The following is a 12,296-nucleotide window of genomic DNA, read 5'->3' as shown; positions in this document are numbered from 1 at the left end:
GCCCCGTTCGTCATCGTCGGCGCGTACCGGGCACGATTTCCCGATGGCGGGCGTACTGGTGATCGAGGACGACGACCGGATCCGTCTGGCGCTGCTGCTGGCCCTGGAGGACGAGGGCTACCTGGCGCGCGGGGCGGCCACGGCGGAGGAGGGGCTGCGGGCGCAGCGGCAGGACACCGCCGACTACGTCCTGGTCGACCTGATGCTGCCCGGCCTGGACGGGTTCGAGTGCATCAGGCAGTTGCGCCGCGACGACGACGTGCCGATCGTGGTGGTCAGCGCCCGCGACGACACCCACGACATCGTCGCCGCGTTGGAGGCGGGCGCGGACGACTACCTGGTCAAGCCGGTTGCCATCAAGGAACTCTCGGCCCGGTTGCGGGCGTTGCGCCGGCGGGGCCGGACCGCCGTCGCACCGTCGGCGGCGGCGGTGCCGGTGTTGGTCTTCGGCCCGTTGGAGATCAGCCCGGAGGCCGGCGAGGTGCGCCGGTCGGGGCGGCCGGTGCCGGTGACCCGCACCGAGTTCCGGTTGCTCTGCGAACTGGCCGAGCACGCCGGCCGGGTGCTGTCCCGCCAGCAGCTGCTCAGCCGGGTGTGGGGTTACGAGACCGGCGACGAGCGGCTGGTCGACGTGCACGTGGGCCGGCTGCGGCAGAAGATCGAGGCCGATCCGGCGAACCCCCGGCACCTGGTCACCCTGCGGGGCCTCGGCTACAAGCTGCAACGATGAGGCGGCTCGGCCTGCGGGCCCGGGTCACCGCCGCGTTCGCGATCGGGGCGCTGCTGCTGTCGGCGCTGATGGCGCTGATCTCCTACGAGCTGGTGCGCCGGTCGCTGCTCGACGAGCGGGAACGCACGGCGCTGCGGGCGGCGTACTTCGACGCGGCGGTGGTCCGGGCCGGCCTGGACACCGACACCCCGGACGTCTACGAGGTGCTGCGCACCCTGGACACCGGGGGCAGCCGTCGGGCCCTGGTGCACCGCGACGGCCGCTGGTACGCCCGCACCGCCGACGAGGGGCCCTCGGGCGCGGTGCCGGCCGGGCTGATGGCGATGGTCGCCGACGGGGAACCGGCGGTGCAGCGGGTCCGGGTCGACGGCCAGCCGGCGCTGCTGGTCGGGGTGCCGCTGGCCGACTCGACCGGCTACTACGAGATCACCTCGCTGCGGGAGCTGGAGCAGACCTTCCAGGTGCTGGCGTTGGCGTTGACCGTGGTGGCGGTCACCGTGGCCGGCTCCGGCGCGGCGCTGGGCTGGTACGCCACCCGGCACGGGCTGCGGCCGTTGACGGCGGTGGCCGACGCGGCCGAGAAGATCGCCGCGGGGGACGTGACGGCCCGGCTCGCCCCCGGCACCGACCCGGACCTGGCCCGGCTCTCCACCTCGTTCAACCGGATGGCCGACCAGGTGGCGGTCCGCATCGAGCGGGACCGGCGGTTCGCCGCCGACGTCGCCCACGAGCTGCGCTCGCCGTTGCAGACGCTGTCGGCGGCGGCGAGCGTGCTGTCCCGGCGGCGGGACCGGTTGGACGACCGCACGGCCACCGCCGCCGGCCTGGTCAGCGAGGAGATCACCCGGTTCCAGCAGCTGGTCAACGACCTGATCGAGCTGGCCCGCAGCGACCGGCCGGCGCAGCGGGAGGAGGTCGACGTGGCGGCGCTGGCCCGGGACGTGTGCCGGGGACGGGGCCTGCCCGGGGCGCTGGTGGAGGCCGGGCCGCCCGCGCCGGGACACTGGTCGGTCGACCCCCGGCGGGTGGAGCAGTTGCTGGTCAACCTGCTGGACAACGCGGTCCGCTACGGCGGCGGCCCGGTCGCGGTGCGGCTGTGGCTCTCCGACGGGACGGGGGTGGTGGAGGTCGACGACGCCGGCCCGGGGGTGCCGGTGGCCGACCGGGAGGTGGTCTTCGACCGGTTCGTCCGGGGCCGGGCCGCGCACGACCGGGCCGGCGGCGACGGGACCGGCCTGGGCCTGGCGCTGGTCGCCCAGCACGCCGCCGCCCACGGCGGCCGGGCCAGCGTGTCCGACCGGCCGGGCGGCGGCGCCCGGTTCCGGGTGGAGCTGCCGGGGAGCCGACCGTGACCCGCCGGCTGGTGGCGGTGCTGGTGGCGGTGCTGCTGCTCGCCGGCTGCGGGGTGCCGGCCGACAAACAGCCCCGTTCGGTCGAACCGCCGTTCGGTCCGCCCGCCGCCCCGGCCGCGAGCAGCGCCCCCGGCCGGGTGGAGCAGGCGTTCTGCCTGGTCCGCAGCGGTCAACTGGTGCGTACGGTCCGGCAGGTCGACACGGCCGGCGGGGTGGACGGGCACCTGCGCCGCCTGCTCGCCGGCCCCACCCGGGCCGAACGGGCGGTCGGCTTCGGCACCGCCCTGCCCGGTGCGGTGCACGTGCTCGGCGCCCGGCTGGTCGACGGGCGGGCCCAGGTGGAGGTGGAACCGCCGGGGGAGGAGTCCGGGCGCAGCGACGAGGTGCTCGCCTACGGCCAGATCGTCTGCACCCTGGACAGCCGTCCCGACGTCACCGGGGTGTCGTTCCTGCTGCGCGGCCGGCCGCTGGAGGTGCCCCGCGCCGACGGCTCGCTGTCGGCCGGGCCGCTGACCGCCGCCGACTACCCGGCGCTCACCGGCCCGGACTGACGTCCGCGCCGGGCCCGGGGCACGACCAGCGGGGTGCCCGTCTCCGGGTCCTCGACGATCCGGCAGGGCAGCCCGAACACCTCCTCGACGAGGGCGGCGGTGACCACCTCACGCGGGTCGCCCTGGGCCACCACCCGGCCATCGCGCATGGCGATCAGGTGGGTGGCCCAGCGGGCGGCGTGGTGCAGGTCGTGCAGTACCGCGACCAGGGTACGGCCCTGCTCCTCGTGCAGCCGGGCGCACAGGTCGAGCACCTCGATCTGGTGCGCGACGTCCAGGTAGGTGGTGGGTTCGTCGAGCAGCAGCAGGGAGGTCTGCTGGGCCAGCGCCATCGCGATCCAGACCCGCTGCCGCTGCCCGCCGGAGAGTTCGTCGACGGGTCGTGCGGCCAGCTCGGTGACGCCGGTGGCGGCCATCGACTCGGCCACCACCCGTTCGTCCTCGGTCGACCACTGCCGCAGCAGCCCCTGGTGCGGGTAGCGGCCCCGGGCGACCAGGTCGGCCACGGTGATGCCCTCCGGCGCGACCGACGACTGCGGCAGCAGGCCGAGGGTGCGGGCCACCTCCCGGGACCGCATCGTGTGGATGTCCCGGCCGTCGAGCAGCACGGTGCCGGCGGTGGGCCGCAGCGTCCGCGCCAGGGCCCGCAGCAGGGTGGACTTGCCGCAGGCGTTGGGGCCGATCACCACCGTGAACGACCGGTCGGGCACGGCCACCGTCAGGTCCCGGGCCACCACCCGCCGCTCGTAGGCCAGGGTCATCCCGACCCCGCCGAGTCGACTCGTCACCGCGTCCTCCTCAGATCCGTGCCGCGCGACGGCGCGCGGCGAGCAGCCACACCAGGTAGGTCCCGCCGATCAACCCGGTGACCACCCCGACGGGAAGTTGGTGGCCCTCGATGGTCCGCTGGGCGGCCAGGTCGGCGGCGAGCAGCAGCACCGCACCGGTGCCGGTGGCGGCGGCCAGGTTCGGCCCGGGTGCCCGGGTGAGCCGGCGGGCCAGGTGCGGCGCGACCAGGGCCACGAAGGACACCGGTCCGGCGGCGGCCGCCGCCCCGGCGGCGAGCAGCACCGCCGCGCCGAGCAGCAGTTGCCGCACCAGCGACACCGGCACGCCGAGCGCGGTGGCGGTGTCGTCGCCCAGCTCGATCAGGGACAGCGCGCGGGCGGTGCCGGCGACCACCGGCGTCAGCAGCGCCAGCAGGCCGAGCAGCGGGACGGCCTGCGCCCAGTCCCGCCCGTCGAGGCTGCCGGTGAGCCAGAGCACGGCCCGCGCCGCGTCCATCAGCGGGGCCCGGGTGAGCAGCCACCCGTTGACGCCGGTGAGGATCGCCGTGGTGCCGATGCCGACCAGCACCAGCCGGTAGCCGTGCACGCCGTGCCGGCCGGCCACCGTCCACAGCAGCAGGCCGGTGGCGAGCCCGCCGAGCAGGGCCGCGCCGGACAGCAGCAGGGTGCCGCCACCGGCCACCACCACGATCAGCGCGCCGGTCGACGCGCCCTGGGTGACGCCGAGCACGTCGGGGCTGCCCAGCGGGTTGCGGACCAGCGACTGGAGGATCGCGCCGGACAGGGCGAGGGCAGCGCCGACGCCGAGCGCGGTCACCAGCCGGGGCAGCCGCAGTTCGCCGACGATGAAGTTCTCGGCGACGGTGCCGCCGCCGGTCAGCGTGCGCAGCACGTCGGCGGTGCTCATCGGATAGTCGCCGCCGCCGATGGCGAGCACCCCGAGGACGACGGTCAGGGCGGCGGCGACCAGACCGACGGTCACGCTCCGGCCGCGCCAGCGTACCGAGCGGGTGCCGATGCGGACCGCCCGTGCCAGCGGCCGGGGCGGTGGGGCGGCAGGACGGGTGCGGCTCACCGGCGGGCCACCAGACGCAGGAACAGCGGGCCGCCGAGTACGGCGGTGACCAGGCCGACCTGGAGTTCCCCGGGTCGGCCGAGGACCCGGCCGAGCACGTCGGCGCCGAGCAGCAGCACCGGGGCGAGCACCGCCGCGTACGGCAGCAGCCAGCGCAGGTCCGGGCCGGTCAGCGCGCGTACCAGGTGGGGGACGAGCAGGCCGACGAAGACGATCGGGCCGCAGGCGGCGGTGGCCGCGCCGCAGAGCAGGGTGACCGCGGTGACCGTGCCGGCCCGGACCAGGGCGGGGCTGGCGCCCAGCGCGCGGGCCGCGTCGTCGCCGAGGGCCAGGGCGTTGAGCGGGCGGGCCCCGGCCAGCCCGACCAGCAGCCCGGCCAGGATGAACGGGGCCACCGTGGCGACTGTGGTGAAGTCGGCGGTGGCCAGCGAACCGACCGTCCAGAACCGCAACCGGTCCAGCGAGGCCGCGTCGAGCAGCATCACCGCGCTGACGAACGAGTAGAGCACCGCGTTGAGGGCGGCCCCGGCCAACGCGAGCCGTTCCGGGGTGGCCTGTCGGCCGCCGCCGACGGCGTGCACCGCCACCGTGACGACCACCGCTCCGAGCAGGGCGAACCAGATCCAGCCCCGGACCGTGGCGACGCCGAGCAGGGCGGTGGCGGTGGCCACGGCGGCGGACGCGCCGGCGTTGATGCCGAGCAGGCCGGGGTCGGCGAGCGGGTTGCGGGTGAGCGCCTGCATCAGGGCGCCGGCCGTGCCGAGGGCCGCGCCGGCGAGCAGCCCGAGCAGGGTCCGGGGTAGCCGCATCTGCTGCACCACCGCGTGTTCGGGGGAGCCGGGGGAGACCAGCCCGTGCCACACCTCGGCGAGGGTGAGCTGTTTCGCGCCGACGGCGATGCTGAGCACCGTCACGGCGACGAGCAGCAGCAGGCCCGCGCCGAGCCCGGCGGCCCGGACGCCGACGCGCCGTCGGTCCGGTGCCACGCCCGGTGCAGCGGTGGGTGGGGAGAGGGTGGCGGACAGTGTCGGCTCCTGGGGGACGAGAGCGGCGCGCGCCGGGTTGACAGTGATTTAGGTTAGGTTAACCTAACGTGCTGTCGCGGGTCGTCACGGTCCGCACCTGATCGAAAGACGTCGCATGCTGCCTTCCTCGTCCTCCCCCCGCCTCTCCCGCCGGGGGCTGCTCGCCGCCGGTGGCGGCGCGGCCCTGACCGCCCTCCTCGCCGCCTGTGGCGGGGGCGACGACCCGGCCAAGCCCGCCGGGAACGCCCCGGCCGGTCCGTGGAGTTTCACCGACGACCGTCAGCGCAAGGTCGAGGCGGCCACCGCGCCGACCCGGGTGGTCGCCTTCACCGGGGTGGCCGCCGCGCTCGTCGACTTCGGACTCGACTCCGCGCTCGTCGGGGTGTTCGGCGAGACCACCCGCACCGACGGCTCCCGCGAGCCGCAGGCCGGTGACCTCGACGTCGACAAGGTCACCGTGCTGGGCAACGTCTGGGGCGAGTTCAACGTGGAGAAGTACGCCGCGCTGCGCCCCGAACTGCTGGTCACCCACATGTACGACCCGGACGCCCTCTGGTACGTCCCGGACGAGAGCCGGGACAAGATCCTCCAGCTCGCGCCCAGCGTGGCGATCGCCACCGCGCGGACCCCGATGACCCGCCCGATCGAGCGGTACGCCGAACTGGCCCGCTCGCTCGGCGCGGACCTGTCCGCCGCGAAGGTCACCGCGGCCAAGACCCGCTTCGAGGCCGCCGCCGAGCAGGTGCGGGCGGCGGTCAGGGCCAACCCGGGCATCCGGGTGATGGCCTCCTCGGGCAGCCCCGACCTGTTCTACGTCTCCAACCCGAAGGTCAGCACCGACCTGATGTACTTCGCCGAGTTGGGCGTGGACATCGTGGTGCCGACCAAGCTGGAGGCCGGCGACTACTTCGAGGCGCTGAGCTGGGAGAACGCCGGCAAGTTCCCGGCCGACCTGATCCTGCTGGACAACCGATCCACCGCGTTGCAGCCCAAGGACCTCGCGGCCAAGCCCACCTGGGCGCAGCTCCCCGCCGTCAAGGCCAACCAGGTCACCCCGTGGGACGCGGTGCCCCGCTTCTCGTACGCGGGCGCGGCCCCGCTGCTGGAGAACCTGGCCACCGCGATCCGTTCCGCCAAGCGCCTCGGCTGACTGCCGGGTCAGGTCTTCGGCAGCCCACCGGCACGGTCCGGAGGCGGGACGGGGAGAAGACAGGTCGCGTCCCCCTCACCGGCCCGGTGCGCCAGCCGCCGGGGGCGAGGGGGACGGCGATCGACGGTTCAGGCCGCCTCGACGGTTCGCGTGCGCCGCGCGGATCGACCGGGCTGCTCCCGTACGGTGCGGCGGTCGTCGACGTCGCCGGTCGTCACGTCGCCGGCCATGGTCAGCGCCCGGTGGGCGTTGCGCGCGGCGTCGCAGGGCCACTCCTGGTGTTCGCAGAGCAGGTTGTCGCAACGCCCGCCCTGGTCGGGATGGTGCGCGTCGATCACGTCGAGGGCCATCCGCCACAGGAGCGGATCGGTCACCCCGGCGGGAACGGCGGCTCGGGTATGTCGCTGCGGGCGGTCGGTGTCGGACACGGTCTCCCCCTTTGTCGGTACCGAAGAAGAGTCTCCACCCCGCGCGCAAGCGAAACCAACCGCCCCGGGTGCGGATGACCACCGCCACGCTGCGGAACTGTCCGACGGCGTGACCGTTCGTGCCCCCATTCCGGGTAAATCCGTGTGCCGCGTTCGCGGGAAAAGACGATGGTTGCGGGCGGGCCGACCGGGGGAGGATGCGGGCATGCTGTTGATCGTCCCCGCCGACCCGCTGCGTCCCCGTCGACCGGACCCGCACTTCGCGCCGGAGGCGCAGGCCGCCCGGGAGGCCGGGCACCCGGTCGCCGTCGTCGACCACGACGCCCTCGCGTCGGGGCGGGACGTCACCCGGGCGGTCGCCGGGGTGCCCGCCGCAGGCGACGCGGTCTACCGGGGCTGGATGCTCTCCACCGCCCGGTACGCGGGCTTCGCCGAGGCGCTGCGCGCCCGGCAGGTCACCCTGCGCACCGACGCCGACCGGTACCGCCGCGCCCACGAACTGCCCGGGTGGTACGCCACGGCGGCGGCGCTCACCCCGGAGTCCCGCTGGACGGTGGGCGTCGACCGGGCCGACTTCGACCGCGCCCGTACCGCGCTGGGCAGCGGTCCGGCGGTGCTGCGGGACTGGACCAAATCCGCCAAGCACCACTGGCACGAGGCGTGCTTCGTGCCGGAGCTGACCGACGGCGACGCCGCCTGGCGGGTCGCGACCCGGCTCCGCGCGTTGCGTGACGACGACTTCGCCGGTGGGTTCGTGCTGCGCCGCTTCGAACCCCTCGCCGGCGTCGAGATCCGCACCTGGTGGGTGGGCGGCCACTGCGTGCTCACCGGCCCGCACCCGGACACCCCGACGGAACTGCCCGACGTGCCGGTGGACCTCGGGCCGCTGGCCGCCGTGGTGACGGCGCTCGACCTGCCCTTCGTCACCGCCGACCTGGCCTGGCGGGCCGACGGCCGGTGGCGGCTGGTGGAGATCGGCGACGGTCAGGTCAGCGACCGACCGTCCACGGTGGCACCGGAGTCGCTGGTCGCCGCCCTCGGCTGAGCCGGGTCGACGCGGGGCGGCCCGATCCGGTGCTGCCGGCGGCCCGCCCAGCCGGTGGTGATCAGCAGCAGGGCGGCGAGGTAGGTGGTCATCACCCACAGCCCGTGGCCGGGCAGCCGGACACCCGTCGCCTCGACCCCGATCAGCAGGTCGGACAGGAGGAACAGCGCGCCACCGGCGGCCACCCGCCGGGACACCCCCCACCCGGCGGCGGCCATCAGGGTCAACGCCAGGCTGTATCCGAGCACCGGCAGCCGCAGGTCACCCAGCCGGCCCCAGAGCAGCGCGTTGCCCGCCACCCACATCGCCAGGTAGCCGGCCACGGCCGGCGCGGGTGGCCGCCGGTGCCGCAGGAACGCGGTCAGGAACGCCACCTGGGTGCCGAGGAAGCACCCCATCCCGAGCAGGAACGCGGTGCTGCCGGGCACCAGCAACGCCACGTCACCGGCGGTCGCGCAGACCAGCCCGGTCGCCACCGGGTCCCACCGCCGGCCTGCGGCGAGCAGCCAGCCGAGCAGCAGCGGGGCGAGCAGCGGCTTGGCCGCCCACTGCACGGCCGGCGCGTCGAGGGCGACCCCGGTCAGCTCGACGGCGGCGGCCAGCCCGAACAACCCGAGCCACCACCGGCCGACCACGCCGGACGCCGGCCGGCCCAGGCCGGCTCGGGTGCTGTTCATCGGGCGGGCTGCCAGCCGGGACGGCCGAGGACGTGCCCGAGCCGGTGCCGCCACGAACCGGCCCGCCGGACGTCGGCCCAGATCGCGGCGTACTCGTGGGTGGCCACCCGCAGCGGGTTGTAGGTGCCGATGTTCGTCGTCAGCCCGTACCGGACCGCGGTGTCCTCGGGGGCGAAACTGCCGAAGAGGCGGTCCCAGACGATCAGGATGCCGCCGTAGTTGCGGTCCAGGTACTCGCGGTTCGCGCCGTGGTGCACCCGGTGGTGCGACGGGGTGTTGAAGACCCACTCCACCGGCTGGGGCAGCCGGTCGATCCGCTCGGTGTGCAGGAAGAACTGGTACAGCAGGCTGACCGACTGCTGGAGGAAGATCATCCAGGGTGGGATGCCGAGCAGCGCCAGCGGCAGCCAGAACGGCAGCGAGGTCATCGGCGTCCAGCTCTGCCGCAGCGCGGTGGAGAGGTTGAAGTGGGTGCTGGAGTGGTGCACCACGTGGCTGGCCCAGAACAGGCGCACCTCGTGGTGGGTGCGGTGGAACCAGTAGTAGGCCAGGTCGTCGGCGACGAACAGCAGCACCCAGGTGCCGACGCTGGTGGGGGAGAGCTGCACCGGGGCGACCGTCCACAGCGCGACGTAGAGGCCGACGGTGAGCATTTTCCACGGGAAGCCGATCAGTTGGCTGCCGGCGCCCATGGTGAGGCTGGTGGTGGTGTCCCGCAGCTCGTAGCCGCGTTCGTCGTCGTCCGGCGCGAACCGGTACGACCACGCCTCGACGGCGATGAGCAGCAGGAACGCCGGTACGGCGTAGAGCACGGCGGGGATCATGCGCGACGTTCCCTTCCGGGGGACGGGCGACGGGGGTGGACGCCCGGGACGGGTCGGCGGGTGGGGTGGTGCGGGTCGACCGGCGGGGGACGCCGGCCGGTCAGCCGGTCGGGCTGGTGAGGGACGCGGTGAGCAGGGTGTGCGCCTCGGTCGCGGCGTCGTCGCCCCGGCCGTCGGCGATCGCGGCGGCCAGCCGGCGGTGCCCGGCGACGTCCAGCAGTTCGGCCGCGCGTCGGGACGGCGGCACCTCGCCGACGGCCAGCGCCCCGGCCACCAGGCTGTTGAAGGAGAGCAGGTAGGCGGTGTTGCCGCTGCCGGTGACGATGTGCCGCCACAGCACGATGTTCGCCTCGGCCATCGCGGACAGGTCCGGGGCGAGCGCGGCGAACCGCTCCACGGTGTCGACGACGACCCGGCGTACCGGCCCGGCGGCCCGCACGGCGCACCGTCGGGCCGCGTCGACACCGACGCAGGCGCGCATCTCCAGCATGTCCCGGACCAGGTTCTCCACCGGCAGCACGTCGCCGCACTGGGCGAGGGACAGGGCCAGGTCGAGGCCGGCGTGCACCCGCCAGTCCAGCACCCGCGTGACCCCGCCCTGGCTGACCCGCAGCAGCCCGAGCTGCTGGAGCCGGCGCAACGCCTCCCGTACGGCGTGCCGGTTGACCGCGAACGCGGCGGCGAGTTCGCGTTCCCCGGGCAGCGGGTCACCCGGGGCGTGCCGCCCGCTGACGATGGCGTCGCGGAGCTGGCCGAAGACGTGGTCGGAGACGGAGCTGCGGGGCACCGGGACGAAGGTCACGGCAGCAGTCTGGCGGCTTGCCGGTCAACCCGTCAACTGGTTGGACCAGTCGGGTCGAAAGAAACGGCGGCCGGGTCGGGTGACCCGGCCGCCGTCCCGACGGACCTCACCGGTGACCGTCGCCGGGGTGCCCGGCAGCGGCCGTCCGGACCTCAGGCCCGGCCGCGCTCCCGCCGGTAGCGGCGGATCAGCGCGGCGGTGGAGGAGTCCACGTCGGCCAGGTCCGGCGCGTCCCCGGTCAGCTTCGGGGCGAGCTGGTTGGCCATCACCTTGCCCAGCTCCACCCCCCACTGGTCGAACGGGTTGATGTCCCAGACCGCGCCGCAGGTGAACACGATGTGCTCGTACAGCGCGATGAGCTGGCCCAGCGTCGACGGGGTGAGCTTCGGCGCGATGATCGAGGTGGTCGGGTGGTTGCCCGGCATCACCCGGTGCGGCACCACCGCGGCGGGCGTGCCCTCCGCCTCGACCTGCTCCTTCGTCCGGCCGAAGGCCAGCGCGGCGGTCTGCGCGAAGAAGTTCGACATGAACAGGTCGTGCATCTCGCCCAGGTCGTGGTTGGGCTGGCTGAACGCGATGAAGTCCGCCGGGATCAGCACGGTGCCCTGGTGGATGAGCTGGTAGAAGGCGTGCTGACCGTTGGTGCCCGGCTCACCCCAGAAGATCTCCCCGGTCGGGTGGTCCACCGGCGTGCCGTCCAGGGTCACCGACTTGCCGTTGCTCTCCATGGTGAGCTGTTGCAGGTACGCCGGGAACCGGTGCAGGTACTGCGAGTACGGCAGCACCGCGTGGGTCTGCGCGCCGAGGAAGTCGACGTACCACACGTTGATCAGCCCCAGCAGCGCCGGCAGGTTCCGCTCCACCGGCGCGGTGCGGAAGTGCTCGTCGACGGCGTGGTAGCCGGCCAGCAGCTCGCGGAACCGGTCCGGCCCGACCGCCAGCATCACCGACAGCCCGACCGCCGACGGCAGCGAGTACCGGCCACCCACCCAGTCCCAGAAGCCGAACATGTTCTCCGGGTCGATGCCGAAGTCGGCCACCCGGCCCGCGTTGGTGCTCACCGCCACGAAGTGCCTGGCGATCGCCGCGTCGTCGGCGGCGTCCAGACCCGACAACAGCCAGGTCTTGGCCTGCTCGGCGTTGGCCAGCGTCTCCTGCGTGGAGAAGGTCTTCGACACCACCACGAACAGGGTGGTCGCCGGGTCGAGGTCGTGGGTCTTGTCGTGGATGTCGGTCGGGTCGATGTTGGAGACGAACCGGCAGGCGATCCCCGCGTCCCGGTACGCCTTGAGCGCCTCGTACGCCATCACCGGCCCGAGGTCGGAGCCGCCGATGCCGATGTTGACCACCGTGCTGATCCGCTCGCCGGTGTGCCCGCGCCACTGCCCGGAGCGGACCCGCTCGCTGAACGCGGCCATCCGGTCCAGCACCCGGTGCACGTCGGCGACCACGTCCTGACCGTCCACGGTCAGCGTGGCGTCGCGCGGCAGCCGCAGCGCGGTGTGCAGCACGGCCCGGTCCTCGGTGGAGTTGATGTGCTCCCCGGCGAACATGGCGGCGATCCGGTCGGTCAACCCGACCCGTGCGGCCAGCGCGGTGAGCAGCCCGACCGTCTCGTCGGTGACGAGGTTCTTGCTGTAGTCGACGTGCAGGTCGGCGACCTCGCCGGTGAGCCGCTCACCCCGTTGCCGGTCGGCCGCGAACAGCTCCCGCAGGTGGGCGCCGCGCATCGTCTCGGCGTGCTTGCGCAGCGCCTGCCATTCGTCGGTGGTGGTCACACTCGCAGCCATCGGGTCGATCTTCTCCTTCACGACGGTCGTCGGCGCGTGGTGCCGCCGACGGTTCGCGT

13 protein-coding genes are annotated in these 12,296 nt (G+C 74.4%); 5 read left to right on the top strand and 8 right to left on the bottom strand.

Going from position 1 to position 12,296, the window contains the following annotated elements:
- The first annotated feature begins 43 nt into the window (after positions 1-43).
- The 3 genes from B5D80_RS13105 to B5D80_RS13095 are packed head-to-tail and all read left to right on the top strand — an operon-like array spanning position 44 to position 2,633.
- Positions 44-730, top strand: coding sequence for a response regulator transcription factor (locus B5D80_RS13105; RefSeq protein WP_088644128.1), 687 nt, complete (start codon positions 44-46; stop codon positions 728-730).
- The gene (locus B5D80_RS13100) at positions 727-2,082 is read left to right on the top strand and encodes a sensor histidine kinase (RefSeq protein ID WP_088644127.1); all 1,356 of its coding nucleotides are present in this window, start codon (positions 727-729) and stop codon (positions 2,080-2,082) included. Before B5D80_RS13105 ends, B5D80_RS13100 begins: the two co-directional genes overlap by 4 nt.
- The gene (locus B5D80_RS13095) at positions 2,079-2,633 is read left to right on the top strand and encodes a GerMN domain-containing protein (protein ID WP_088644126.1); all 555 of its coding nucleotides are present in this window, start codon (positions 2,079-2,081) and stop codon (positions 2,631-2,633) included. The genes B5D80_RS13100 and B5D80_RS13095 overlap by 4 nt, the downstream gene beginning before the upstream one ends.
- Here B5D80_RS13095 and B5D80_RS13090 read toward each other — a convergent pair.
- Genes B5D80_RS13090 through B5D80_RS13080 form a run of 3 tightly spaced genes read right to left on the bottom strand, consistent with a single transcriptional unit; the run spans position 2,606 to position 5,482 of the window.
- Positions 2,606-3,394: an ABC transporter ATP-binding protein gene (locus B5D80_RS13090; RefSeq protein WP_211291480.1), complete on the bottom strand. Its 789-nt coding sequence runs from the start codon at positions 3,392-3,394 to the stop codon at positions 2,606-2,608. The genes B5D80_RS13095 and B5D80_RS13090 overlap by 28 nt on opposite strands.
- Before the next feature lie 37 nt (positions 3,395-3,431).
- The gene (locus B5D80_RS13085; RefSeq protein WP_088644196.1) at positions 3,432-4,457 is read right to left on the bottom strand and encodes a FecCD family ABC transporter permease; all 1,026 of its coding nucleotides are present in this window, start codon (positions 4,455-4,457) and stop codon (positions 3,432-3,434) included.
- Between the two features lie 35 nt (positions 4,458-4,492).
- Entirely contained in the window at positions 4,493-5,482 is a 990-nt protein-coding gene (locus B5D80_RS13080) for a FecCD family ABC transporter permease (RefSeq protein ID WP_425437204.1), read from the bottom strand.
- Positions 5,483-5,636: 154 nt separating this feature from the next.
- Here B5D80_RS13080 and B5D80_RS13075 point away from each other — a divergent pair, with 154 nt between their 5' ends.
- On the top strand, positions 5,637-6,671 hold the full coding sequence (locus tag B5D80_RS13075; RefSeq protein ID WP_088644123.1) for an ABC transporter substrate-binding protein: 1,035 nt from the start codon (positions 5,637-5,639) through the stop codon (positions 6,669-6,671).
- A gap of 128 nt (positions 6,672-6,799) precedes the next feature.
- Here the strand turns inward: B5D80_RS13075 and B5D80_RS13070 are convergent, their stop codons facing one another.
- Positions 6,800-7,099, bottom strand: a complete 300-nt coding sequence (locus B5D80_RS13070) for a hypothetical protein (RefSeq protein WP_088644122.1) — start codon at positions 7,097-7,099, stop codon at positions 6,800-6,802.
- A gap of 205 nt (positions 7,100-7,304) precedes the next feature.
- On the opposite strand from B5D80_RS13070, the gene B5D80_RS13065 reads away from it, so the two are divergent.
- Positions 7,305-8,144 (top strand): ATP-grasp domain-containing protein, encoded by an 840-nt coding sequence (locus tag B5D80_RS13065; protein WP_088644121.1) that lies wholly within the window; start codon positions 7,305-7,307, stop codon positions 8,142-8,144.
- On the opposite strand, the gene B5D80_RS13060 is transcribed toward B5D80_RS13065, so the two are convergent.
- The 4 genes from B5D80_RS13060 to pgi all read right to left on the bottom strand — a co-directional run bounded on the left by B5D80_RS13060 (position 8,084) and on the right by pgi (position 12,237).
- On the bottom strand, positions 8,084-8,821 hold the full coding sequence (locus tag B5D80_RS13060; RefSeq protein ID WP_245854510.1) for a lysoplasmalogenase: 738 nt from the start codon (positions 8,819-8,821) through the stop codon (positions 8,084-8,086). The genes B5D80_RS13065 and B5D80_RS13060 overlap by 61 nt on opposite strands.
- On the bottom strand, positions 8,818-9,645 hold the full coding sequence (locus B5D80_RS13055; protein WP_088644120.1) for a sterol desaturase family protein: 828 nt from the start codon (positions 9,643-9,645) through the stop codon (positions 8,818-8,820). Before B5D80_RS13055 ends, B5D80_RS13060 begins: the two co-directional genes overlap by 4 nt.
- A 100-nt stretch (positions 9,646-9,745) precedes the next feature.
- Positions 9,746-10,447 (bottom strand): FadR/GntR family transcriptional regulator, encoded by a 702-nt coding sequence (locus B5D80_RS13050; RefSeq protein WP_088644119.1) that lies wholly within the window; start codon positions 10,445-10,447, stop codon positions 9,746-9,748.
- Positions 10,448-10,599: 152 nt separating this feature from the next.
- Complete coding sequence (pgi, locus tag B5D80_RS13045) at positions 10,600-12,237, bottom strand: glucose-6-phosphate isomerase (RefSeq protein ID WP_088644194.1); 1,638 nt, start codon at positions 12,235-12,237, stop codon at positions 10,600-10,602.
- Positions 12,238-12,296 lie beyond the last annotated feature (59 nt).

Source organism: Micromonospora wenchangensis (assembly GCF_002210435.1).
In the GTDB taxonomy this organism is placed as follows: domain Bacteria; phylum Actinomycetota; class Actinomycetes; order Mycobacteriales; family Micromonosporaceae; genus Micromonospora; species Micromonospora wenchangensis.
Note: the sequence above shows the minus strand (reverse complement) of the source record. Positions and strands in the feature narration are given on the sequence as shown.

Excerpts from the sequence above, each read along its gene's own strand:
- B5D80_RS13105 (WP_088644128.1), top strand. The coding sequence starts at position 44 with ATGGCGGGCGTACTGGTGATCGAGGACGACGACCGGATCCGTCTGGCG.
- B5D80_RS13100 (WP_088644127.1), top strand. The coding sequence starts at position 727 with ATGAGGCGGCTCGGCCTGCGGGCCCGGGTCACCGCCGCGTTCGCGATC.
- B5D80_RS13055 (WP_088644120.1), bottom strand. The coding sequence starts at position 9,645 with ATGATCCCCGCCGTGCTCTACGCCGTACCGGCGTTCCTGCTGCTCATC.
- B5D80_RS13075 (WP_088644123.1), top strand. The coding sequence starts at position 5,637 with ATGCTGCCTTCCTCGTCCTCCCCCCGCCTCTCCCGCCGGGGGCTGCTC.
- B5D80_RS13090 (WP_211291480.1), bottom strand. The coding sequence starts at position 3,394 with ATGACCCTGGCCTACGAGCGGCGGGTGGTGGCCCGGGACCTGACGGTG.
- B5D80_RS13065 (WP_088644121.1), top strand. The coding sequence starts at position 7,305 with ATGCTGTTGATCGTCCCCGCCGACCCGCTGCGTCCCCGTCGACCGGAC.
- pgi (WP_088644194.1), bottom strand. The coding sequence starts at position 12,237 with ATGGCTGCGAGTGTGACCACCACCGACGAATGGCAGGCGCTGCGCAAG.
- B5D80_RS13060 (WP_245854510.1), bottom strand. The coding sequence starts at position 8,821 with ATGAACAGCACCCGAGCCGGCCTGGGCCGGCCGGCGTCCGGCGTGGTC.